This is a genomic window from Collinsella aerofaciens, assembly GCF_039062365.1.
GTDB lineage: Bacteria > Actinomycetota > Coriobacteriia > Coriobacteriales > Coriobacteriaceae > Collinsella.
This window is the reverse complement of sequence record NZ_JBCJBI010000014.1, coordinates 1-23,828: the sequence shown is the minus strand read 5'-3', so window position 1 is coordinate 23,828 and position 23,828 is coordinate 1. Positions and strand designations below refer to the sequence as shown.

Annotated in this window: 19 protein-coding genes and 6 tRNA genes; 23 read left to right on the top strand and 2 right to left on the bottom strand. The window is 58.4% G+C overall.

From position 1 onward, the window contains the following. The first annotated feature begins 55 nt into the window (after nt 1–55). The 23 genes from ABCN01_RS07725 (at nt 56) to folB (ending at nt 22,496) form a co-directional block, all read left to right on the top strand. Nucleotides 56–1,246, top strand: a complete 1,191-nt coding sequence (locus ABCN01_RS07725; RefSeq protein ID WP_117848745.1) for a phosphoglycerate kinase — start codon at nt 56–58, stop codon at nt 1,244–1,246. Further along, nucleotides 1,239–2,006, top strand: coding sequence for a triose-phosphate isomerase (gene tpiA, locus ABCN01_RS07720; protein WP_089572945.1), 768 nt, complete (start codon nt 1,239–1,241; stop codon nt 2,004–2,006). Before ABCN01_RS07725 ends, tpiA begins: the two co-directional genes overlap by 8 nt. A 5-nt stretch (nt 2,007–2,011) precedes the next feature. Then, nucleotides 2,012–3,565 carry a 2,3-bisphosphoglycerate-independent phosphoglycerate mutase gene (gene gpmI, locus ABCN01_RS07715; protein WP_342996658.1) on the top strand — a complete coding sequence of 518 codons (1,554 nt, stop codon included), beginning with the start codon at nt 2,012–2,014 and terminating at the stop codon, nt 3,563–3,565. A 164-nt stretch (nt 3,566–3,729) separates the two neighbouring features. Beyond that, entirely contained in the window at nt 3,730–3,984 is a 255-nt protein-coding gene (gene secG, locus ABCN01_RS07710) for a preprotein translocase subunit SecG (protein WP_006236144.1), read from the top strand. A 293-nt stretch (nt 3,985–4,277) separates the two neighbouring features. Next, complete coding sequence (locus tag ABCN01_RS07705) at nt 4,278–5,954, top strand: peptide ABC transporter substrate-binding protein (protein ID WP_342996657.1); 1,677 nt, start codon at nt 4,278–4,280, stop codon at nt 5,952–5,954. A 156-nt stretch (nt 5,955–6,110) separates the two neighbouring features. After that, nucleotides 6,111–7,148, top strand: coding sequence for an ABC transporter permease (locus tag ABCN01_RS07700; protein WP_342996656.1), 1,038 nt, complete (start codon nt 6,111–6,113; stop codon nt 7,146–7,148). 14 nt (nt 7,149–7,162) lie between these two features. Further along, on the top strand, nt 7,163–8,098 hold the full coding sequence (locus ABCN01_RS07695; protein WP_342996655.1) for an ABC transporter permease: 936 nt from the start codon (nt 7,163–7,165) through the stop codon (nt 8,096–8,098). A gap of 2 nt (nt 8,099–8,100) precedes the next feature. Then, nucleotides 8,101–9,192, top strand: a complete 1,092-nt coding sequence (locus ABCN01_RS07690) for an ABC transporter ATP-binding protein (RefSeq protein WP_117564867.1) — start codon at nt 8,101–8,103, stop codon at nt 9,190–9,192. Continuing rightward, nucleotides 9,192–10,220 carry an ABC transporter ATP-binding protein gene (locus ABCN01_RS07685; RefSeq protein ID WP_022094888.1) on the top strand — a complete coding sequence of 343 codons (1,029 nt, stop codon included), beginning with the start codon at nt 9,192–9,194 and terminating at the stop codon, nt 10,218–10,220. The genes ABCN01_RS07690 and ABCN01_RS07685 overlap by 1 nt, the downstream gene beginning before the upstream one ends. Nucleotides 10,221–10,813: 593 nt before the next feature. After that, a tRNA-Leu gene (locus ABCN01_RS07680) sits at nt 10,814–10,903 on the top strand. 59 nt (nt 10,904–10,962) lie between these two features. Continuing rightward, a complete protein-coding gene (locus tag ABCN01_RS07675; RefSeq protein WP_342996654.1) occupies nt 10,963–13,308 on the top strand; it encodes a GAF domain-containing SpoIIE family protein phosphatase in 2,346 nt (781 codons plus the stop codon). Between the two features lie 77 nt (nt 13,309–13,385). Beyond that, a complete protein-coding gene (locus ABCN01_RS07670; protein ID WP_055286928.1) occupies nt 13,386–14,132 on the top strand; it encodes an anti-sigma factor antagonist in 747 nt (248 codons plus the stop codon). Between the two features lie 105 nt (nt 14,133–14,237). Continuing rightward, nucleotides 14,238–14,313, top strand: a tRNA-Gly gene (locus ABCN01_RS07665). Between the two features lie 34 nt (nt 14,314–14,347). Continuing rightward, nucleotides 14,348–14,421: transfer RNA gene (locus ABCN01_RS07660), tRNA-Cys, on the top strand. A gap of 42 nt (nt 14,422–14,463) precedes the next feature. Then, nucleotides 14,464–14,539: transfer RNA gene (locus ABCN01_RS07655), tRNA-Gly, on the top strand. 336 nt (nt 14,540–14,875) lie between these two features. Continuing rightward, the gene (locus ABCN01_RS07650) at nt 14,876–16,609 is read left to right on the top strand and encodes a glycoside hydrolase family 13 protein (protein WP_342996653.1); all 1,734 of its coding nucleotides are present in this window, start codon (nt 14,876–14,878) and stop codon (nt 16,607–16,609) included. A gap of 132 nt (nt 16,610–16,741) precedes the next feature. Next, nucleotides 16,742–16,817 (top strand) — tRNA-Gly (locus ABCN01_RS07645). Between the two features lie 3 nt (nt 16,818–16,820). Continuing rightward, nucleotides 16,821–16,895: transfer RNA gene (locus ABCN01_RS07640), tRNA-Val, on the top strand. A 633-nt stretch (nt 16,896–17,528) separates the two neighbouring features. After that, nucleotides 17,529–19,751, top strand: a complete 2,223-nt coding sequence (gene nrdD / locus ABCN01_RS07635) for an anaerobic ribonucleoside-triphosphate reductase (RefSeq protein ID WP_055309732.1) — start codon at nt 17,529–17,531, stop codon at nt 19,749–19,751. A 426-nt stretch (nt 19,752–20,177) separates the two neighbouring features. Further along, entirely contained in the window at nt 20,178–20,759 is a 582-nt protein-coding gene (gene nrdG, locus ABCN01_RS07630) for an anaerobic ribonucleoside-triphosphate reductase activating protein (RefSeq protein WP_342996652.1), read from the top strand. Nucleotides 20,760–20,825: 66 nt separating this feature from the next. Continuing rightward, nucleotides 20,826–21,383 carry a GTP cyclohydrolase I FolE gene (gene folE, locus ABCN01_RS07625; protein WP_055309734.1) on the top strand — a complete coding sequence of 186 codons (558 nt, stop codon included), beginning with the start codon at nt 20,826–20,828 and terminating at the stop codon, nt 21,381–21,383. 2 nt (nt 21,384–21,385) lie between these two features. Beyond that, nucleotides 21,386–21,967 carry an HD domain-containing protein gene (locus ABCN01_RS07620; protein WP_192919573.1) on the top strand — a complete coding sequence of 194 codons (582 nt, stop codon included), beginning with the start codon at nt 21,386–21,388 and terminating at the stop codon, nt 21,965–21,967. A 43-nt stretch (nt 21,968–22,010) separates the two neighbouring features. Then, nucleotides 22,011–22,496, top strand: coding sequence for a dihydroneopterin aldolase (folB, locus tag ABCN01_RS07615; protein WP_118226560.1), 486 nt, complete (start codon nt 22,011–22,013; stop codon nt 22,494–22,496). A 6-nt stretch (nt 22,497–22,502) separates the two neighbouring features. Here the strand turns inward: folB and ABCN01_RS07610 are convergent, their stop codons facing one another. Beyond that, nucleotides 22,503–23,279, bottom strand: coding sequence for a M48 family metallopeptidase (locus ABCN01_RS07610; protein WP_342996651.1), 777 nt, complete (start codon nt 23,277–23,279; stop codon nt 22,503–22,505). A gap of 74 nt (nt 23,280–23,353) precedes the next feature. Continuing rightward, nucleotides 23,354–23,828, bottom strand: a 475-nt coding sequence (locus tag ABCN01_RS07605) for a dipeptidase (protein WP_343014245.1), incomplete at its 5' end; no start/stop codon positions are given.

Sequence of the window (23,828 nt, the reverse complement as noted above, 5' to 3'; positions counted from 1 at the left end):
TAGGAAATCGTCTGCCGTAATGGGAGGCAGACACGTACGAAAGGTAGAAGCAAACATGGCCTTTACCAAGAAGACCGTCCGTGACATCGATGTCGACGGCAAGCGCGTTCTCGTCCGCGTTGACTTCAACGTGCCTATCAAGGATGGCGTCGTTGGCGACACCACCCGTATCAAGGCTGCCCTGCCCACCATCAACTATCTCGTTGAGCACAACGCTCGCGTCATCCTCATGAGCCACCTTGGCCGTCCCGATGGCACCGGCTTCCAGCCCGAGCTGTCCCTCGAGCCCGTCGCCAAGAAGCTCGCCGAGCTCTCTGGTCTCGACGTTACCTTTGTCGCCGACACCTATGGCGAGAAGGCTGCCGAGGCTGTCGCCGCCGTCGAGCCGGGCAAGGTCCTCGTTCTCGAGAACGTCCGTTTTGACAAGCGTGAGAAGAAGAACGATCCCGAGATCGCCAAGAAGCTCGCTTCCTATGGTGACGTCTTCGTTCTCGATGCCTTCGGCACCGCTCACCGCGCCCAGGGTTCCGTCGTGGGCCCCGCCGCTTACCTGCCTGCCGTCGCTGGCTTCCTGCTCGAGAAGGAGGTCGACACGCTGACCGGCATCTTCGCCGAGCCCGAGCGCCCCTTCGTCGCTATCGTCGGCGGTTCCAAGGTTTCCTCAAAGATCGGCGTTCTCGATCACCTCATCGACTCCGCTGACACCCTGATCATCGGTGGCGGTATGGCCTACACCTTCTTCCTGGCTCAGGGTCTGTCCGTCGGTCAGTCCCTCAAGGAAGAGGACTGGGTCGAGCGCGCCGGCGAGATGCTCAAGAAGGCCGAGGAGAAGGGCGTCAAGATCCTGCTCCCCATCGACAACCGCGTTGCCGATCACTTTGGCGAGGACGCTGTCCCCGAGGTTGTCGCTTCCGACGCTATCCCCGACGATCGTGAGGGTATGGACATCGGTCCCAAGACCGAGGAGCTTTACGCCGAGGCTGTCAAGGGTGCCAAGACCGTGTTCTGGAACGGCCCCATGGGCGTCTTCGAGTTCGACAACTTCGCTCACGGCACCCAGGCTATCGCCGAGGCTGTCGCCGAGGCCGACTGCACCTCGATCATCGGCGGTGGCGACTCTGTCGCAGCTGTCAACAAGTTCAACCTGGCCGACAAGATGAGCTGGATCTCCACCGGTGGTGGCGCTTCCATGGAGCTCGTCGAGGGTAAGGCCCTGCCCGGAGTGGAGGCGCTTCTCGATGCCTAATCGCACCCTTCTTATCGCTGGTAACTGGAAGATGAACAACGACGTCGCCGAGGCCGCCAAGCTCGCCGACGAGCTGGCTCAGGCTCTGCCCGAGGTTCCGGCTGGCGTCGAGGTGCTCGTCTGCCCTCCGACCATCGACATCACCACGGTTCATGACCGCATTCAGGCTGCCCCCATCGCCCTCGGTGCACAGAACGTGTACTGGGAGGCCAAGGGTGCCTTCACCGGTGAGTCCTCTTGCGACATGCTCAAGTCTGCTGGCTGCACCTACTGCATCATCGGTCACTCCGAGCGTCGTGATTACTTCCACGAGACCGACGAGGACCAGAACAAGAAGGCCAAGGCCCTCGTTGCCGCCGGTCTTGTTCCCGTCTTCTGCTGCGGCGAGTCCCTCGAGGTCCGCGAGGCCGGCACCTATGTCGAGCACGTCGTGAACCAGGTCAAGGCTGGCCTTGCTGGTCTTGAGATCACCTGCCCCAAGCAGGTCGTCGTCGCCTACGAGCCCATCTGGGCCATCGGCACCGGCAAGACCGCTACTGCTGAGGACGCTCAGGAGGTCTGCGGCGCTATCCGTGAGACCCTCAAGGAGATGTTTGGCGAGGAGCTCGCCGACGGCATCCGCGTGCTGTATGGCGGTTCCGCAAAGCCCGGCAACATTGCCGAGCTCGTCGCCAAGCCCGACGTTGACGGCGCCCTCGTGGGCGGCGCTTCGCTCAAGGCTGCCGACTTCGCCTCTATGGTCGTCAAGGCAGGCGAGTAGGACATATGGCACAGCGTCATCTTCCTGCACTCCTGATCATCATGGACGGCTGTGGCCTGGCTCCGGCCGATGGCGAGAACGCCGTCGCCGCTGCCAAGACGCCCTTCCTTGATAGCCTGTACGAGAAGTATCCCCACACCACGCTCGGTGCTTCGGGCGAGGACGTGGGCCTTCCCGACGGTCAGATGGGCAACTCCGAGGTAGGCCACCTCAACATCGGTGCCGGTCGCATCGTGTTCCAGGAGCTTTCGCGCATCAACAATGCCATCAAGGACGGCTCCATCGCCAAGAACGAGGTCTTCGTCAAGGCTATGGACGACGTCAAGGCTGACGGCAAGACTCTCCACCTCATGGGCCTTATGAGCCCTGGCGGTGTTCATTCTCACATGAACCACGTCGAGGCTCTGGTCAAGATGGCTGCCGAGCATGGTGTCAAGACCGTTCGCGTCCACGCCTTCATGGATGGCCGCGACGTCGACCCGCAGTCCGGTGCCGGTTACATGAGTGAGTTCTGTGCCTTCCTGGCTAAGATCTCCGAGGAGACCGGTTGCGACGCTCGTGTTGCCACCGTCTCGGGCCGTTATTGGGCTATGGACCGCGATAATCGTTGGGAGCGCATTCAGCGCGCCTACGACGTCATGGTCAACGCGTCCGATGCTGATACCGACCCCGTTGCCGGTATCAAGGCGTACTACGAGAAGGATCCGCGCGGCGACGAGTTCGTCGAGCCCTTCGCTGCCCACAACGAGGGCATCCACGAGGGCGACGCGGCCATCTTCTTTAACTTCCGTCCCGACCGCGCTCGTCAGATGACCCGCGTGTTCACGGACAAGGAGTTCGACGGCTTTGAGCGCGAGCAAATCAAGCTTTCGCACTTTGTGACGATGACCGAGTACGATCCGACGTTTGACGTCGAGGTCGCCTTCCCCAAGACGTTCCCTGAGAACGTCCTGGCCGACGTTATCGCTGCCAATGGCCTGAAGCAGCTGCACACCGCCGAGACCGAGAAGTACGCCCACGTGACGTTCTTCCTCAACGGCGGCATCGAGGAGCCCAAGGAGGGCGAGGAGCGCGTGCTCGTCGCTTCCCCCAAGGTCGCTACCTACGATCTGCAGCCTGAGATGAGCGCTCCCGAGGTGACCGAGAAGCTCGTCGCCGCCATCAACGAGGGTCGCGCTGATTTCTACATCGTGAACTTCGCGAACTGCGACATGGTTGGTCACACCGGTGTCTTCGACGCCGCCGTTAAGGCCGTCGAGGCTGTTGACGATGCCCTGTCCAAGGTTGTCCCGGCGATTCTCGCCAAGGGCGGCTTTGCGCTGATTACCGCCGACCACGGCAACGCCGATCACATGTTTGACGTTGCTTCCGACGGTTCCAAGCATCCGTTCACGGCTCACACCACCAACCGTGTGCCGTTCATCATCGTTGATGAGAAGGCCAAGCTCACCGGTATCGAGGACGGTCGTCTCTCCGATATCGCCCCGACTATGCTCACCATGGCTGGTCTGGAGCCTTCCGCCGAGATGACGGGCCGCGTGCTCGCCACCGAGGCCTAATAGAAAACAAATACCGTTTTCTAGTAAGGGGGTTGTCCACAACCGGACAACCCCCTTTTTGGTATTTCTGCCATTTCTACCCCGTCCCCGAGCGGCAGGTAGGGGAGAGCGGGGGATTGTGGTACAGTACTGGAGTTTGAACTGTTCTATTAAGGAGCTTATCTATGGGTCCGTTCCAGATTCTTCTGTTTGTCGTTTGGGCTGTCTCTGCCGTGGCGCTGACGATTCTCGTCCTGATGCATTCCGGTAAGGGCACCGGCGTTTCGGATATGATCGCTAGCTCGCTGTATAACTCCAGCTCTGCCACGGGCGTCATGGAGCAGAACCTCGATCGCCTGACGGTAATTATGGCCGTTGTTTTTGCCGTGTGCGTCGTCCTGTGCATGTTCTTCTTCCCGCAGGGCATCGTCGGCTACTAAGCATCGGCGTATATACGTTTGAAAAGGGTCCCGCATGTGCGGGGCCCTTTTTGTTTACAGACTTGTAACAGAGCCAGAATATCACCACATACTTCGCCCAACTAAAGAAATTCTCGACCGTTAACCGGAATTAGCCCCAAATCGTGCATAAAATGCGCTACTGTATTGCAAAACGTTGCTCCGTTGTGCATAACCAGCCATAGCAACGGACGGCGTTTTGATGGTTCGGATCGGATTGCCTCGACATGTGTCCGACTGAACATTTCTTTGTCCTATCTCATAAGGAGGATGGCATGGCTGATTCTATGTTCCACCAGCCCGTTATGGGTCGTCGCGCCTTTGTCGGCGGCACCCTCGCTGCGAGCTCCATGGCTTTTCTTGCCGCATGCGGCAAGAAGGGCGGCGACACTTCCGGTTCTGAGTCCGGTTCGACGCTGAACTTCTACATCAACAACCCGGTCTGCATCGACCCCTACAATGTCCAGGAGGACCAGGGCACTCAGGTCGAGTACCAGCTCTTTGACGCTCTGACCTCTTATGACGCCGAGAAGGGCGAGATCGTTCCGCTGGCTTGCGAGTCCTTCGAGGCCAACGACGACGCCACCGAGTTTACCTTCAAGATCAAGAAGGCCAAGTTCCACAACGGTGACGACGTTACCTCCAAGTCGTTCAAGCTCGGTTGGGAGCGTCTGGTCAACACCAAGTCGGCCATCGCTACCGAGTATGGCCCGTCCGAGGTTTCCTATCACCTTTCCATGGTCGAGGGCTATGACGATCTGCTTGCCGGTAACGCTACTGAGCTCAGCGGTGTTACCTGCCCCGACGATGAGACCCTCGTCGTCAAGCTGTCTTCCGCTTACGCCGACTTCCCCTTCGTCGCCTCTCACCCGGCTCTGGCCCCGGTTCCCGAGTGCGCCGAGTCCGATGCCAAGAGCTTCTATCTTGCACCGGTCGGTAACGGCCCGTTCATGATGGACGGCAAGTGGGAGGATGGTCAGGAGATCAACCTCAAGAAGTTCGACGATTACTATGGCGACAAGGCCAAGATCGACGGCATCCACTTCCAGGTCATCAAGGACGTGGAGACCGCCTACAAGGAGTTCCAGGCCGGTAACCTTGACATCTGCGACGTTCCCGTTGCTCAGATCGACGCTGCCAAGAAGGATCGCGGCGTGTCCAAGGACGGCTACACCATGGGCGACGGCGAGCGCATGCTGCTCGGCGCCGAGCCTTCCACCTACTACCTGACCTGCAACACCACGGCTGAGCCGTTCAACAACGCCGACCTGCGCAGGGGTATCTCCCTGGCCATTAACCGTGAGGCCATCTGCAAGACCATCTTCAAGGGTACCCGTACCCCCGCCGACGGCATTGTTCCTCCGGGTATCGATGGCTACAAGGAGGGCGCATGGGAGTTCTGCGCCTACGACGTCGACAAGGCCAACGAGTACCTCGACAAGGTTGCTCCCGCTGGCGCTAACGGCGATCGTGGCATTAACGTGACCCTTTCCTACAACCAGGACGGTGGCCACAAGGAGATCATGGAGTCCATCATCGGCGACCTCGCCAAGGTCGGCGTTACCGCCGTCTCCGATACTCCTGAGTGGTCTGCGCTGCTCGAGCAGTACCAGAACTTCAACTATCAGTTCGGTCGTCTGGGCTGGATTGCCGACTACCCGATCATGGACAACTTCCTGTATCCGCTGTTCCACTCCGACTCCCTCGGTGGCGACAACCGCTCTGGTTACAACAACCCCGAGTTCGACGCCAAGGTCGACGAGGCCCGTACCACGGTTGACGACGAAGAGCGCGTCGCTAAGATGCAGGAGGCCGACGCAATGGTCGCTGCCGACTGCCCGGTCATCCCGGTGATGTTCTACACGCACACCATCGCTGGCTCCGATCGCATCAAGCACCTCTATGTCGATCCGCAGAAGCACGCCGAGCTGGGTACCGCCGAGCTCGCCTAAGAGTTTGCAGCTTCCGTGAGGGTCAAGTATTTACGTAGACCTCATGGGAAACATACAGTTCTCCCTAACCTGGGGTAAACTGGCTGATGGTAATTTTGGGATGCCGGTCTGGCGATCGGCATCCCATTTAGGTTAATCCCTAGATAGGGGAGTGGTATGGGTAAGTACATCGTTAAACGTGTGCTTCAGTTCATCCCGGTATTTTTGGGCGTAACGCTGATTCTGTTCGCCCTCCAGAACATCGTGCCGGGAGATCCGATCAAGCTGATCGGTGGAGACAAGGCTCTGTCCCCCGAGGTGGAGCTTCAACTTCGCGTGCGCTATCACCTGGTCCAGGCGGACGAGGACGGCAACGCGATCCTTGACGAGAACGGCGATCCCGTTCCAACGTCGCTTGTGGACCAATACTTGAATTACATGAATGGTCTGCTTCATGGCGATCTGGGCAATTCGTATCAGCGCAAGCTGCCGGTTGCGGAAATCTTTGCCCAGAAGTATCCGTATACGGTCAAACTTGCCGCGTGCGCCATCGTGCTCGAGGCAATCATGGGTATCGGTGCGGGTATCATTTCGGCAGTAAAGCGTTACTCCTTCTGGGATATTTTGGTAACGCTGACCACGTCAATCCTCGTTGCCGTTCCTGCCTTCTGGCTCGGTATGCTGCTGCAGCTGTTCTTTGGCGTCATTCTCAAGGACGCCACGGGCGGTGCATTCTCCATGCCGATCTCGGGTGCCGGCGGTTCCAGCTCTCAGTATCAGGATTGGATGCACTATGTGCTTCCGACCATTACGCTGGCTTCGGTTTCGACCGCCTATGCTGCCCGCATCATGCGCTCGCAGCTACTCGACGTCATGAACCAGGATTACATCCGCACGGCAAAGGCCAAGGGTCTCTCCAATCGCGCGATCATCATCAAGCATGCGCTTAAGAATGCACTCATCCCCGTCGTTACCTATATTGGTGTCGACTTCGGTGGCATGCTTTCGGGCGCCATCCTGACCGAGACGGTCTTTAACTGGCCCGGTATCGGCTCTGAGGTCTACCGCGCCATCAGCATGCGTGACTGGCCCATCGTTATGGGCGGCGTTACGCTCATCGTTGTCGTCGTCATGGTGATCAACCTGCTCGTCGACATTAGCTATGCATTCCTCGACCCGCGCATCCGCCTTGGCGGTCCGTCGGATAAGGCCTAAGGGAGGTACGTCTCATGCAGGAAACTGATTCTCAGTCTCAGGAGCAGGCTACCGCCACCAAGGCCGCATCTGCTCCCGCTAAGTCCCGCACACTGTGGGGCGACGCTTTTAAGCGTCTTCGTAAGAACAAGCTCGCCGTTATCGGTGTCTGCTGGATCATCATCGTCGTTGTGGTTGCCCTGACCGCAGATTTGTGGGCTAAGCCCTGGCTCGGTTCGCCGACGGCTTCCGACTCGACTATCATGGCCGAGACTTCTCTGCTGGCTCCGTGTGCCGAGCACCCGTTTGGCACCGACGCCCTTGGTCGTGACATTCTCGTCCGCGTTATCTACGGCGCACGCGTTTCGCTGTCCGTCGGCATTATGGCCACCGCGATCTCCACGGTGATCGGTCTGGTCATGGGCGCCCTTGCCGGTTTCTACGGCGGCATCTGGGATACGATCATCATGCGCTTTGCGGATATCTTCCTAGCGTTCCCGTACGTGCTGTTCGTCGTCGCCATGATCGCCGTTATCGGCCGTGGTCTTCAGAATGTCTTTATCGCCATCGGTATTCTCGGCTGGCCTTCTATTGCGCGCGTCTTCCGATCCGCGATCCTGACGGTCAAGGAAAACGACTATGTTGACGCTGCGCGCGCGATGGGTGCATCCGATGCTCGTATCGTCGTGCGTCACATCTTCCCGAACTCCGTTGCCTCCATCGTGGTCTACGCGACTATGAACATTGGTGGCGCCATTCTGACCGAGTCCGCTCTGTCCTTCCTCGGCATGGGCGTTATTCCGCCTACGCCTTCGTGGGGCTCCATGATTCAGGACGGTCAGCAGTATCTTCTGACTGCTCCCTGGATGATGATCATGCCCGGTCTGGCAATTCTCTCGACGGTGCTCGCCTTCACCCTGCTGGGTGACGGTCTGCGCGACGCCCTCGACGTCAAGATGAAGGACGCATAAGGATGAAGAAGAACAAGAACTATGTGGACCTGAAGGACCAGCCGGTTCCCGAGGGCCAGCATCTGCTCGAGGTCGATGACCTTAAGATGTATTTCCACACCGAGGATGGCGTTGTTCGCGCTGTCGACGGTGTCTCCTACACGCTCGATCGCGGCGAGACCCTGGGCGTCGTCGGTGAGTCCGGCTCCGGTAAGTCCGTGACCGCCATGACCATCATGGGTCTTATCTCGATGCCTCCGGGAAAGATCGAGGGCGGCGACGTTCGCTATCGCGGTCGTTCTATCCTCGAGATGACCGAGGAAGAGATGCAGCACATTCGCGGTAACGATATCGCGATGATCTTCCAGGATCCTATGACCTCCTTGAACCCGGTCTATAAGATCGGCAAGCAGGTGGGCGAGGGCCTTCGTCTGCACCGTGGCTACTCCAAGCAGGAGGCGCTCAAGCGCGCTACCGAGCTTTTGGACCTCGTGGGTATCCCCGAGCCCGAGAAGCGCGTCAATGAGTATCCGCACCAGTTCTCTGGCGGTATGCGTCAGCGCGTCATGATTGCCATGGCTCTTGCCTGCGATCCCGATATTCTGATTGCCGACGAGCCCACGACTGCCCTGGACGTTACCATTCAGGCTCAGATTATTGAGCTTATGCAGGAAATGCAGGAGAAGAACGGCAACGCCATCATCATGATTACCCATGACCTGGGTGTCGTCGCCGATATGGCCGATAAGATCATGGTTATGTACGCCGGTCGTCCCGTCGAGTTCGGTACTGCTGAGGAAATCTTCTACGAGAGCCGTCACCCCTATACCTGGGGCCTGATCCGCTCCATCCCGGAGCAGGCTATCGATGAGAAGAAGCCGCTTACGCCGATTCACGGCAACCCGCCTTCGCTCATGAACCTGCCCGAGGGCTGCGTATTCTCTCCTCGTTGCCCCTATGCGACGGACAAGTGCCGCAAGCAGCGCCCCGAGCGCGTTGTCACCGAGTCTGGCCATTACTCTGCGTGCCACTACTCCGGTGACCCCGAGTTCCTTAAGAACGCTCCTGAGACGTCCCGTACGCGCAAGGATTCCAAGAAGGGAGGCGAGGCGTAATGGCAGATACCAACGAGCGTACTCCGCTGCTGAAGGTTGAGCACCTCTCTAAGGAGTTTCCCGCTGAGTCCGGCATGTTCGCCAAGCGCTTCTCCAAGCGTGTCGTCTCTGCTGTGAATGACATTTCGTTCGAGATTTATCCGGGCGAGACCTTTGGCCTGGTTGGCGAGTCTGGTTGCGGTAAGTCCACCACGGGCCGCACCATCATGCGCCTGACCAAGCCGACCGCCGGTAAGGTGTTCTTCCAAGGCAAAGATGTTGCCGAGATGAGCAAACATGAGATCAAGGACATGCGTCGTGAGATGCAGTTTATCTTCCAGGATCCTTATGCTTCGCTCAATCCTCGTATGACCATCGGTGAGATTGTCTCTGAGCCCATGACCATTCACGGCGTGGGCACCAAGGAGGAGCGCATTGAGCGCGTCCGCGAGCTTCTCGACGTCGTTGGACTGAATCCCGAGCACATCAACCGTTATCCTCATGAGTTCTCCGGCGGTCAGCGTCAGCGTGTCGGCATTGCCCGCGCTTTTGCGCTCAAACCCAAGCTGATTATCTGCGACGAGCCGGTTTCCGCTCTGGATGTGTCCATTCAGGCCCAGGTTCTGAACCTGCTCAAGGAACTCCAGGACAAGTTCGGTACCGCATATCTGTTTATTGCTCACGACCTGTCCGTCGTGCAGCACATCTCCGATCGCGTTGCCGTTATGTATCTGGGTAAGATGGTTGAGGTTTCGGACTGGAAGACGCTCTATAGCGAGCCTCACCATCCGTACACGCAGTCGCTGCTGTCTGCCGTGCCGGTTCCCGATCCGGATATCCAGAAGACCCGTAAGCGCATCATCCTCGCCGGCGATCCGCCGTCACCGCTGGATCCGCCGACCGGCTGCCGTTTCCACACGCGCTGCCCGATCGCGCAGGGCATCTGCTCTGAGAAGCTTCCCGAGTTTAAGGAAGTTGCCCCGGGCCACTGCTGCGCCTGCCACTTCGCCGAGCCGTTCCCGATCAAGGAATCGCACATCGACTTGTAGCTGGTTGTTATCGTCCGGGCCCGCCCTGAAGTTACTTTTCAGAACGTCCTCGGACATGCAAGAAACCCCCGCTGCGCACTTCGTGCGGCGGGGGTTTCTTGCGTCCTGCGGAGTGTTCTGAAAAGTAACACCAGGGCGGGCCCTACGTTAACTCGGCAGGGGGAGTGCGATTCCCTGATCGCTCACTTAATCTAATAGGAAAGTTAGTGAGGCCGGAGCTTTAGCTCCGGCCTCCCCATATAAGGGCTCGGCAAAGCCGAGCCACCAAATTTGCATCAGCCCCCAGAACATGTTAGAGAACGGTGCCTGGAGTACGTGAACGTAGGCCCCGAATCGGTGTTGCCTCCCGGCGCATTCCGCAGGGGGAGCGATATTTTGCAGCACGAAGTGCGCAGCAAAATATCGCTCATGCCCGAGGACGCGCCGGGAGGCAACACCGATTCGGGGCCGGACACACGGATCTACCTGCGCATTTACAAATTCGTAAACTTTTTTGAAAAAAGTGCTTGCACAGTTCTCGAATCATAGGTTATTATCTTCCTCGTTGAACGCGCGGGTCCAACAAAACGAACCGTGAATCAACAACATAGCATGTCGGAGTGGCGGAATTGGCAGACGCGCTAGCTTGAGGTGCTAGTGACCGCTTTTTGGTCATGCGGGTTCAAGTCCCGCCTCCGACACCATCGCATTTGAGAAGCCTCTTCGGAGGCTTTTTTGTTACCGATAGACGGTGGGGTCCACGATGGAAACGCTTGAACGCAACGAGTGGGCAGACGTTGCCCAACTAGTCGAGATCACGAGCGATGCTGTCATCATCTGCGAACTCGACGGAACCATTCTGCATGTGAATAATCGCTTACTTGGCTTGATGTGCGAGGAACGCGCCGATGTCATCGGTGGAGACGTTAAAGACGTCCTGTACTCGTCCGCTTTTGAACGCGCGACGGAACATCGTCTGCCATTTGAAACTGATGGCTCCGAGAACGAACTGATGCTCAAGCTGAGTGACGGCTCTTTTATCCCCGTCTTGGTTCGTGCGGGCTCCGTAACGCCTCCACGCATCTTTGGGCGCCGTGCACCACGTGTCCTGGTGGCGCTTCACAGTATCGAGGAACAGTATTCTCACGACCGTCAACTCAAGCGTGCGTTATCGGAGCTTAGAGTGGCGAACAAACGTCTCTCTGGCACGCTCTCGGTCATTATGAGCACTGTGGGCTCCGATGAGTTACCCAGCCTGCTTGATACCGTTTTGAACCAGCTTGTAGGAACGCTCGATGCTTCGGGTGCCGCTATCTATTTTTCTGAAAGCGGCGGTTTTAAGCTACGCGGTGTTTCCAAGGAGCTATACGACAGCTACCTGCCCGAGTTTTTGCCGTATGGCGCTGGCATTCCGACGTATGTTCTTCGCGAGTCGCGTGCCTGTCGCTTGTCGATTCAACAGGACCTTGAGGGCGATAGGGCCGCCTCCGGTATGTTCATGGACCTGGACAATCGCTCTAAGCACCTGTTGCGAGTGCAGGATATGCCTCCGTACCGCAGCGAGATCTGTCTTCCCGTTTTTTACGGTACGCAGATCCTTGGCGTGCTGGAAGTTGGTTGGAAACGCCCCCAGGCACCGCTCGCCTATGACGTTAATGTACTCGAGGTCATTTGCGATTACCTGTCTATCCAGCTGGTCGGCATGGCATCGAGCCTTCGCTCTCGCCGCACGTCCGAGCTTGGCCGCTCGCTCAATGTCTTACGTGATGAGTTGTTTACCTTTCTAGACGATTCCACCGCGGCTACCCGGGCAGTATCGTCCGAGATCTGCAATATGCTTAACTGCCATTTTTGCCCTGTTGAGTATGACGCCAGTCTGGATTCCTATGTCATAGATTTTGAAGGCGGCAGTCGCGTTGCTTTGCCGGACGATCCCGAGAAGCTTTTCTTTTCCACGACGGCGCCGGCGGCACGTCTGGGGGCTGGCCCTGATGGCTTTGAGGCATCTGTTTTGGGCGGCACGAGTGCCGAGGACCTTAAGTACGTCCGTATAACTCGCGTTGACGAATCGATGCCTATGGGAGGCTGGCTTAGGGCGCATGGTCTGCCTTGTCAAGGTCTCTACGTCGACTTCGGCATCGAGGCGGGGCGCCCGCGCTCTGAGGGTGATGGCAAGCACAGTAACGACGCGATTGTTCCAGCTTCTGTTGCGAAGAGCCCGACGACGCGCGCGCTGCTGCTTCGTGATGGTAGCCAAGAGCCGATTGACGACCTTGAATATGACTACTTGGTGCACTTAGCGCATGACTTTGAACTGATCTACGAAGGCGAATCTCAAAAGCGCGAGGAGCGCCATATCGCTCAGACCCTACAGATTGGCATGAGAAATTCCCTGGGGGATGTTCCGGGCATCGCAACCGATTCGGTGTATCTGTCTGCCACGAACTCGGCGTTGGTCGGCGGCGATTTCTATACGCTCATCCGTCTTCCCGACGACTGCGCCGTCATGATTCTGGGTGATGTGTCTGGCAAAGGCATTGAGGCCGCATCGATGTCCGCGCTCGTCAAGACGGCCCTGACGGCATATGCTTGGGAGGGCGCTGGACCGGCCCGCATGGCACGCTCCCTTAACAGCATGCTCATGGGCTTTTCGAGGGTCGAGACGTTCGTGACGGCCTTTATCGCCAAGATTGACCTTAAAGCCGGACGCGCAACATATTGTTCGGCGGGCCATCCTCCGACCATGGTCATCAGGCCAGAGTCGATGCCGCTGGGTGGCGGCGAGGCCCGTGGGGGAGAGGTCGAGCTGCTTGGATGCCAATCGGGCGTAATCGGTGCCTTTGAGAGCATGGTCTACGAGACGGGTGCCTTTACGTTCGCTCCTGGTGACATGCTATTTATGTATACCGACGGAACGATCGAAGCACGTGATCGCTCGGGTGCTTTCTTTGGCGAACAGCGCCTTCGCGACCTTCTGCTTTCTGTTTCGGGGGAGGGCGTGTCGGGCATTTGCGGCAAGGTCTTGGGCGAGCTTGACCGATTTACCGAATCGGCGCTGGACGATGACATTGCATTGGTGTCCCTTGAGTTTTTACGGGGTCGTTCATAGACGACGCTGGGCGGGCTGAATCCGTACGGTTGGGGAAACGAATGCATCGAGTGGGCTTTTTTGGGAACCATGGTCGTATGAATGAGTGGAATGACATAGCGGTTTTGACGCCACCAGGCGATATCGACATCGCTACGGTGCCTGCGCTGCGTCGGCGGTTGGATGCTTTGATTGGCCGCGGCGTGCGTCGTGTCGTCATCAACTGTCAGGCTGTTAGCTTTATCGATTCGACGGGCTTGGCATTCCTGCTTACGCGCGCTCGTGAGCTCATGAGGCGAGAAGGCCTGCTTTCGCTCGTCAATGCATCAGGTGAAGTTGTTCGCTTTTTGGAGATTGCTCGTCTTGTCGATATCCTTCATGTCGCGGGGCCGGCACGGGAGTCAATTCCCGCCATTCCGGTGGGGGAGCTGCCTCGCTGGAGTAAGAGCGTCGAGGTCCGTCAGGGTATCGAGAATCTTCCATACTACCGACATCGTATCGCCGAACTCCTTGAATCGCTTCCGTTGCGCCGTGACGAGCGCTACGATGTCGCATTGGCGTCGGGGGAGGCGCTGGGTAATGCCTATGACCATGCGGGCGGTATCGGGTGCGTCCTGACGGTTCAGGCCTATGGCGATCGCGTTGTGGTTGAGGTGCTTGATCGAGGTGCCGGCTATTCTATCGATGAAACGAGCGAGCCGGTTGCATCTGAGGAACGCGGCCGTGGTATCAAGCTTATGCGTATGCTCGTCGATAACGTGGAGGTTGCTCGTCGTACGGACGGCGCCGGCACGCGCGTGCAGATGGTGAAGCTGTTTAGCGGGGCGCTGGAATCGTGTGCCTAGCCAATCGCTTTAGCGCGTTTGGCTACTAAGAACATGCGGCAGACAAGTTTTTTGAAAAAAGTACTTGCGTCTTTTGGACAACTCGCGTAAATTAATAACCCGCAAGCGGACATGGCTCAGTTGGTAGAGCACAACCTTGCCAAGGTTGGGGTCGCGGGTTCGAGCCCCGTTGTCCGCTCCATTGCAGTCCCGGACCGTTTAGGCGGTCCTTTTTCGGCGAAGTGGCCAAGTGGTAAGGCAGAGGCCTGCAAAGCCTTTACCCCCGGTTCGAATCCGGGCTTCGCCTCCAGGCAACATCCGGGCGCTCCAGCGCCCGTTTTGTTTTACATATGCGGACATGGCTCAGTTGGTAGAGCACAACCTTGCCAAGGTTGGGGTCGCGGGTTCGAGCCCCGTTGTCCGCTCCAACTATCTTACGCGGTTCTAACGAACCGCGTTTTTTGTTGACGCTGCGCGAGCCCCGGGCACCCCATCTTGCCCCTCAATCGTCGGTCGCGTACATAAAGTACGCTTCCCTCCTCTTTCGCGGCAACCTGGGGCACCCGGAGCCCGCTCGCTGTCGTGGCCGGGGGAGTGGGTTTTCCGTTCTTTTCACCAATCGGTCGATTCGTCCCGGGAGGTTCGAACCCGAGAGGGAGCGAGCGTTTTGGGTCGTGGCTGTGGCGTTGTTTGCCGTGAATGTTCGCTTTGGGCGTATCATCGTGGGCATCTCGTATAACCTCGTTGCAAGGGAGATACGCCCCATGGCTACAGAAAAGTCCTCTTCGCGCTCATGGATGTCCGATGCCGCGATCTATCAGATCTACCCGCGCTCGTTTAAGGATTCGACTGGTTCGGGTCTGGGCGATATCGCGGGCATTACCCAGAAGATGGACTATCTTGAGCGGCTGGGTATCGAGGCCATCTGGCTGAGCCCGTTTTACCCTTCGCCTCTTGTCGATGGCGGCTATGATGTGGCGGACTACTGCGATGTCGACCCACGTCTCGGCTCGCTTGACGACTTCGATGACATGATCGCTGCGGCTCACGCGCGCGGCATCAAGGTCATCGTCGACATCGTGCCCAACCATTCATCCAACCAGCACCCCTGGTTCAAAGCCGCTCTTGCCGCCGGCCCCGGATCGCCCGAACGCGCCCGTTATATCTTCCGCGATGGTCGCGGCGAGCATGGCGAGCTGCCTCCCACCAATTGGAATGCCAACTTTGGCGGCCCCGCATGGACGCGTGTTGCGGACGGTCAGTGGTATCTGCACATGTTTACGCCCGAGCAGCCGGACTTTGACTGGTCATGCCCTGAGGTTCACGCGCTCTTTTGCGACGTCCTGGCGTTTTGGAGCGATCGAGGCGTCGACGGCTTTCGCATTGATGTGGCGCAGGGTCTCGCCAAGGATCTCGACCGCGATGACCTCGACCGGTGGCATCTCGCCGAGGGCGATGACATGGTTGACGACGGCACCCATCCGCTGTGGGACCGCAATGAGGTCCACGAGATCTATCGCGAGTGGCGCCGCGTGTTCGACCGCTATAATCCGCCGCGCAGTGCCGTTGCCGAGGCGTGGGTGCTGCCCGAGCGCCAGTATCTCTACGCGCGTCCCAGCGAGCTTGGCCAGACATTCAACTTTGAGTTTGCCAAGGCCACTTGGACCTATGATGACATGCACACTGCAATCGAGAAGGGCTTGAAGGCAGCCGTCGAATCCGATTCCGCCTCGACCTGGGTACTCTCCAACCACGACGTGCCGCGCGTGGCGACACGCTATGCCCTGCCGCAAATCAAGGCGACGCGCTACCACCAGATTGCGCTCGACTGGCTCTTGCGCGACGGGTCGTCTTATGACGAGGACCGTGAACTCGGCGAGCGCCGCGCGCGGGCGGCCCTTTTGCTTGAGCTGGCGCTTCCGGGCTCGGCATACGTGTATCAGGGTGAGGAGCTCGGCCTTTTTGAGGTGGCTGATATCCCGTGGGCTGCACTCGAAGACCCTACTGCGACCAATACGCACGGACCGAAGCGTGAGAAGGGGCGCGACGGCTGTCGTGTGCCCCTGCCGTGGGTGGCGGCGGACGATCCCGCGCATGGCGGATCGTTTGGGTTTTCGCCGGCAGACGCCGATGCGGCGCCCCATCTGCCGCAGCCTGCATGGTTTTCCGATTATGCTGCCGATAGGGAAGAAGTGGACCCGACATCGATGCTTGCGCTCTATCGTGACGCCCTCTGGCTGCGGCGCAAGCTGCGCGGGTGCGCCAACGATCTTGCGTGGCTCGATCTTGACGGGCGCACCGGTCTTGCGGATGGTGCCGAGGGCGCTGAGGGCGGCGTCATCGCCTATCGCCGCGATAACGGCTGGGCGTGTGTGACGAACTTCGGTGCAGCACCCGTGGAGCTGCCGGCGGGCAGGGTCCTGCTCACCTCATCACCGCTTGCAGACGGCAGGCTCGCGCAGGACAGCTCTGCCTGGATCATGCTCGGTGAGATGTAGGGGCATCTCGCTGCGAGCCTGCGTTTGTTCGCGCCTTTCGTGACGACTGATGCCCTCGCGAGAGCGTCGCAAAACTTTTCAAAAAAAGTTCTTGCATAGGATGCGGGCATCACGTAAGATTAATCCTCGTAAGCGGACATGGCTCAGTTGGTAGAGCACAACCTTGCCAAGGTTGGGGTCGCGGGTTCGAGCCCCGTTGTCCGCTCCATTTGGGCGTTTAGCTCAGGGGGAGAGCGCTTCCCTGACACGGAAGAGGTCAGAAGTTCAAATCTTCTAACGCCCACCAAATGTTCGCAGCTCAGAGGCTATGTCCTCTGAGCTGTTTTGTTTTGCCACCAAGCACGCCGCCAAATAAGCCACCAAATATTGATCCAAGGTCTGTACACGATGGTCTTCGCATCCCGTAGAGGTGCCGGCAGATTGCATACGTCCTGGCCGATCGTGACCGCAACATGTTGGTCAAGCACAATCTTTTGGATTCTTTTGGCGTGAGCGGTTTGGTTTTGGTAGGATTTGTCAGCGGCTTGACTAAGGGGGTTTTATAACTGCCATGCAGGTAGCCGTGTTGGTAACGTTTTACCGACTTGCCAAGAACCCCTCATTTTTAATGCGTCTGCAAAATGACTAATTGCTTTGACCTGCCGAAACACTATATGTTGTGTTTGACCTAAAAAAAGAATACAGGATATAGATGCCTCTTTGTCGTATGATAGATGACGGACAGAGAACGAAGACCTTAACTGCCTCTTTTGAACGTGTCCTTGAGCCGCTTGATCGGCTCCAAGGAATGTCCGCATGGAGGCTTATGGTTTATCGAGAACACAGATTGCGCGACGGCGCCGCAAGACAGGGGCAAGCCCTGCCGGGTATCGTTTGGCTCTGAAGCGCGATGAGGCTACGAAGCGAAAGAGGCAAGAGGATGAAGATCATCAAGCGCAGCGGCACCGAGGTTGTCTTTGACATCGATAAGATCGTCAATGCCATCCGCGCCGCAAACTTGGAGGTCGAGGAGAGCTCTCGTCTTACCGACCGCCAGGTGGTTTATGCGGCACAAAACGTCGCCGAGGCATGCGAGAACGCGGGTCACACCGTGTCGGTCGAGGAGATCCAGGATCTGGTCGAGGACGAGATCATGCGTCTCGACTGCTACGAGGTCGCTCGCCATTACATCATCTATCGCTATGTTCAGAGCCTGAAGCGCCAGAAGAACACGACCGATGACAAGATCCTGTCGTTGATTGAGTGCAATAACGAAGAGGTCAAGCAGGAGAACTCCAACAAGAACCCGACCGTCAATTCCGTTCAGCGTGACTACATGGCCGGCGAGATCTCCAAGGACCTGACCCAGCGCGTGCTGCTGCCCCAGGAGATTGTGGATGCCCATAATGAGGGCCTGATCCATTTCCACGATTCGGATTACTTTGCCCAGCACATGCATAACTGCGACCTGGTGAACCTGGAGGATATGCTCCAGAACGGTACTGTTATCTCGGGTACGCTGATTGAGAAGCCGCACAGCTTCTCGACCGCCTGCAACATCGCGACGCAGATCATCGCCCAGGTTGCTTCCTCCCAGTACGGTGGCCAGTCGATTTCGCTGACCCATCTTGCCCCGTTCGTCGAGGTGAGCCGTCAAAAGATTCGCGGCGAGGTCGCCCGCGAGCTCGAGGAGCTCGGCGTTTCCGCATCTCCCGAAAAGGTCCGCGAGGTTGTTGAGGACCGCCTGCGTGACGAGATCCGTCGCGGCGTTCAGACGATTCAGTATCAGGTCGTGACCCTTATGACCACCAACGGCCAGGCGCCGTTCGTGACGGTCTTTATGTATCTCAATGAGGCCCGTACGCCTCAGGAGAAGCACGACCTTGCCATGATCGTGGAGGAGACGCTTCGCCAGCGCTACGAGGGCGTTAAGAACGAGGCCGGCGTTTGGATTACCCCGGCATTCCCCAAGCTTATCTATGTACTCGAGGACGATAACGTTCACGAGGATTCCCCGTACTTCTACCTGACCCAGCTGGCTGCCAAGTGCACCGCCAAGCGCATGGTTCCCGACTACATCTCCGAGAAGAAGATGCGCGAGCTCAAGCTGTCGAAGGGCGAGACCGCGGGCAACGGCGACTGCTATACCTGCATGGGTTGTCGCAGCTTCCTGACGCCCGACCGCTCCGGTAACGGATTTAACAACGTGGCCAACGCGCTGAACTATGACCCGAACAAGCCCAAGTACTACGGTCGCTTTAACCAGGGCGTTGTGACCATCAACCTGCCCGATGTCGCGCTGAGCTCGCATCAGGACATGGATAAGTTCTGGAAGATCTTCGACGAGCGCCTTGAGCTGTGCCACCGCGCCCTGCTGTGCCGTCATGAGCGTCTGATGGGTACGCTTTCGGATGCCGCACCGATTCTTTGGCAGTACGGTGCCCTCGCCCGCCTGAAGAAGGGCGAGACGATCGACAAGTTGCTCGTGGGCGGTTACTCCACCATTAGTCTGGGTTATGCCGGCCTGTATGAGTGCGTTAAGTACATGACGGGCCACAGCCACACCGAGAAGGAGGGCACGCCCTTTGCCATGGCCGTCATGCAGCGCATGAACGACAAGTGCGCGGAGTGGAAGGCCGAAAGCGATATTGACTTCTCGCTGTACGGTACCCCGCTTGAGTCGACGACCTACAAGTTCGCCAAGTGCCTGCAGCGTCGTTTTGGCATCATCCCGGGCGTGACGGACAAGGGCTACATCACCAACAGCTACCACGTCCACGTGTCCGAGGAGATCGACGCATTCGACAAGCTCAAGTTCGAGGGTATGTTCCAGCAGCTTTCGCCGGGCGGTGCCATCTCCTACGTCGAGGTTCCCAACATGCAGGACAACCTCAAGGCTGTCATTCGCGTGATGCAGTACATCTACGACAACATCATGTACGCCGAGCTCAACACCAAGAGCGACTACTGCCAGGTGTGCGGCTACGACGGTGAGATCAAGATTGTCGAGGATGACGGCAAGCTGGTGTGGGAGTGCCCCAATTGCGGCAATCGTGACCAGGAGAAGATGAATGTCGCTCGTCGTACGTGCGGCTACATCGGTACCCAGTTCTGGAACCAGGGCCGAACCGAGGAGATCCGCGACCGCGTGCTGCATCTCTAATAACCATCCCAGGCCGCCCCGTAGCGAGGCCCCGGGCCTTTACTCGCTATTTCGGACAGTCCTGGCTCACGACGGAGGCGCCACTGGCGCCTCCTGTTCGTGCGGAACTCATATCGAGCAAAGGCCCGGGGCCTCGCTACGGGGCAGCCAAGTTGATGTAGCTGAGATGCAGCATGCGGCCTGCTCACTCCTCGAAGTTCTTAGCGGAAATGAGTTGACTTGCAACAACGCTTTGCTTGCGATGGCGGTTGAGCTGCAACAAAGTTTTTATTGGACCTCGAACCCTATACTCGATGTTCGCTTCGTTCATTGAGTTACCCTTTGCATGAGGCCGGGACATATCGTCCCGCCCGTAGTTTCGCAGGCCGAAGGCCGAGAATGTTTGAGGACGGGATGATATGTCCCGGCCTCCCGGGAGAGTTACCTATGAACTACGCGAACATTAAGTATTTCGACATTGCTGATGGGGAAGGCGTTCGTACTTCTCTGTTTGTGAGCGGGTGCCGTCGCGGGTGCAAGAACTGCTTTAACTCCGTCGCGTGGGACTTTGCCGCGGGTGAACCGTTCGATCGTGTCGTCGAGGACAAGATTATCGAGAGCCTCGACCATCCCTTTATCGATGGCCTGACGATTCTGGGCGGCGAGCCTATGGAGCCCGAGAATCAGGCGGGGCTTGTTGACTTTATCGAACGCGTGCGTGCGGCCTATCCCGCGGGGTCGGGCAAGACCATTTGGTGCTTTACCGGCGACGTGCTCGAGGAGCTTATGCCGGGTGGTCGTCACCATACCGAGGCGACGGACCGTATCCTTGCCTGCCTCGATATGTTGGTGGATGGCCCGTTTGTTCAGGATCTGTACGATATCTCATTGCGTTTTAGGGGCTCGAGCAATCAGCGCGTGATTGATATGAACGCCACGCGCGCCCGTGCTGTGCGCGAGGGCGTTGCGCTTTGCGACGCTGTGGAGCTTTGGCGGGACGATCCGGTCTATTCGACCCATACTATGTAGCTTGTGGCCGATGCCAAAGGGCGTGGTACCATAGCGCGAACGTGAAATCGGAAAAGTGAGGCCCAGATGGTCGATCAGGAAAAAGTCGAGGCCGCCATTAAGCTGTTGCTTGAGGGCATAGGCGAGGACCCAACTCGTGAGGGCCTGCTGGAGACCCCGGCGCGCGTTGCCCGTATGTATGGTGAGATCGCCGGCGGTATGGATCAGAGTGCCGAGGAGCACCTGTCCAAAACCTTTGCCGTCGCTTCGAACGATTTGGTTATCGAGCGCGACATTACGTTTTACTCGCTGTGCGAGCACCATCTGCTGCCGTTTTATGGCAAGGCTGCGATCGGCTATATCCCTAACGGTCGGGTGGCTGGGCTTTCCAAGCTCGCCCGCACGGTTGAGGTTTATGCCCGTCGTCTGCAGCTGCAGGAGCAGCTGTGTGCGCAGGTTGCCGACGCTCTCATGGATTATCTCGCTCCCCAGGGAGCGATTGTGCTCATGGAGGCTGAGCATATGTGCATGACCATGCGCGGCGTGCAAAAGCCTGGCACCAAGACCGTGACGCTCGCTCGTCGCGGCGTCTTTGAGGCCGATCCGGCGCTCGAGGAGCGATTCTTTAGGATGCTGGGACGCTAACTATGAGAGTCGTCAACGACTTTACATCGAATACTGACGAGGGAACGCCGCGTCGCGGTTTTATGGCTTCGGGCCTGGCGCCTTTTGGTGCCATGCCTCGCATTGATTACATCTGTGCCAACGGTCTGTTCCGGCGGCACCTGGGCAGCATTGCACAGTTGGAATCGGGGCGCATCTTCTGCCGCCACGGTATTGACCACCTGCTGGATGTCGCTCGCATTATGTGGATCAAGAATCTCGAGGAACAGCTCGAATTTGACCGCGAGGTCATCTACGCCACGGCACTTCTTCACGATATCGGCAAAGATGAACAGTATGAATCGGGTATATCCCATGATGTTGCAAGCGAACGCGTCGCTGATGCGATTCTCGGCGGTATGCCCGATGACGTAGCGTTTGAGCCGGCCGATGCCGCAGCCATTAAGACGGCCATTCTGGGCCATCGAAAGCTGCGCGTGAACAGCCAACCGCTCGAGCGCCTGCTCTATGCAGCCGACAAAGCGTCGCGCGCCTGCTTTGCATGCCCCGCGCGCAATGCTTGCAACTGGAGCGATGATAAAAAGAACCTGTCGATTCGCGTGTAGTTAGTTTACGCGGTCGGGGTTCTAAACGAAGGAGACGATCGCGATGAGCAACAAGAAACTGCCCGAGAATGCAACCAAGACTGAAGGCGCCGAGCTCGCCCGCCGTGGAAGGGGCGAAATATCCACCGCAACGGCGGTTCCCCACGTGAGCTATGACGATCTGCGCCATGCTGACCGCATTACTATCGACGGTCTCGAGGTCTTTGCCAACCACGGCGTGTATCCCGAAGAGAACGCGCTGGGCCAGAAGTTCATCGTGTCCTTGGTGCTCTATGCCGACCTGCGTGCAGCGGGGGAGCACGATAACCTGGACGCTTCGATTGACTACGGCTCGGTGTGCCACGATGTCGATGGCTATCTGCGCGAGCATACGTTTAAACTCATCGAGGCGGCAGCCGAGGGTGTGGCCCAGATGCTGCTGCGTCGTTATCCCTTGCTGCTTGGCGTGCGTGTTAAGCTCGATAAGCCTTGGGCTCCCGTCGGTCTTCCCCTGGCAAGCTGCGGTGTCGAGATCGAGCGCGTGCGCTAGTCGACGCTAGAGCTTGTTGAGGGGCGGCTGCTTGAGCCGCTGCGACAGAGCTCTATTGTTGGGGCAGTATGTGTCGAGCAGGGCGTGGAACCGCTGATTGTGGCTTGGCTCGAGCAAGTGGACGAGCTCGTGGGCGACAACCATGTCGAGACACTCGATGGGGTAGGCGGCAAGTTCTCGTGCGATGCGAATGGCTCCGGTCTTGGGCGTGCATGAGCCCCAACGCGTCTTCATGCTGCGCACGGAGACACGGGCCACGGTGACGCCCATTGCGATTTCGTATGCGTGCACGATGTCGCGTAGCGTTGCGGTGACCTCGGATGCATAGAGTTGGTCGATGCGGGTCTGGAGTTCTTTGGGCGTTAGGCCGTCGAGGGCTGTGCGCTGCTTTGCCTGCGCGCGCCCACTTGGCTCGTCGGTGCCCATAAAACTTGCGAAGGTGGCCTGCTTGGGCCGCGGTGCGGGTGATGCAAAGTTGTGATCGAGTGCGTCCTGTACCGTGATGGGCTTGCCCCAAAGTGCAATGATGGACGAGGGGCTGAGCGGCTCTCGCGCCGTCGCCTGACGTTGCTCGCGCTGGGCAAGTCGGCTGATAATCCAGGCGCTATTGCGCCCCACAAACGCTTCGATACGCTCGCGGCTGGCGCCGAGCGGTGCGCTGGCGTGGACCTCACCGCTCGATGTGACGCGTAGGTTGAAGTTCTTGACGCGCTTTTTGGTAACGACGACGGGGATGGGCGTCCCATCCAGTCGAGATAGGGAAATCGTAAACTGCTGCGTCAAAAGCGGTCCTTCAGATTGGGGACGGGCCGGCATGTCGATCGTTCGGCATGCCGGCCCGCTCAGGGGATGTGAAATTAATAACGCTCGAAGAAGGCAAGGGCATTGTCGCTGCAGAGCTTCTGCATCACGGTCTTACCAAAATGCCTGGAGAGCATGTTCTGGAACTCGGGCATCTTGCTGACATCGGAGAGGAAGCCGGGTACCGCGGCGCCGTCCCAGTCGCCGCCGAGTGCGATGACGTCCTCGCCACCTAAGTCGAGCCAGTGCTCGATATGTGCCGCCAGCTGGTCGAAGGTGACGTCTGCGGCGGTCTCGTCGGTTGCGTCGTTGGAGAGGAACTCGCTACAGTAGTTGAGGCCGACGATGCCGCCCATGTCGCGAATGGTGCGGAACTGGTCGTCGGTGAGGTTGCGCTTGACGCCGCAGACCACGCGGGAGTTGGAGTGGCTGGCGACGAAGGGGCGCGTGGCGTGAGCGACAACCTCGTCAAAGCACTCATCGTTGAGGTGGGAGACGTCGAGTACCATGCCGGCGTGCTCCATCTGCGTA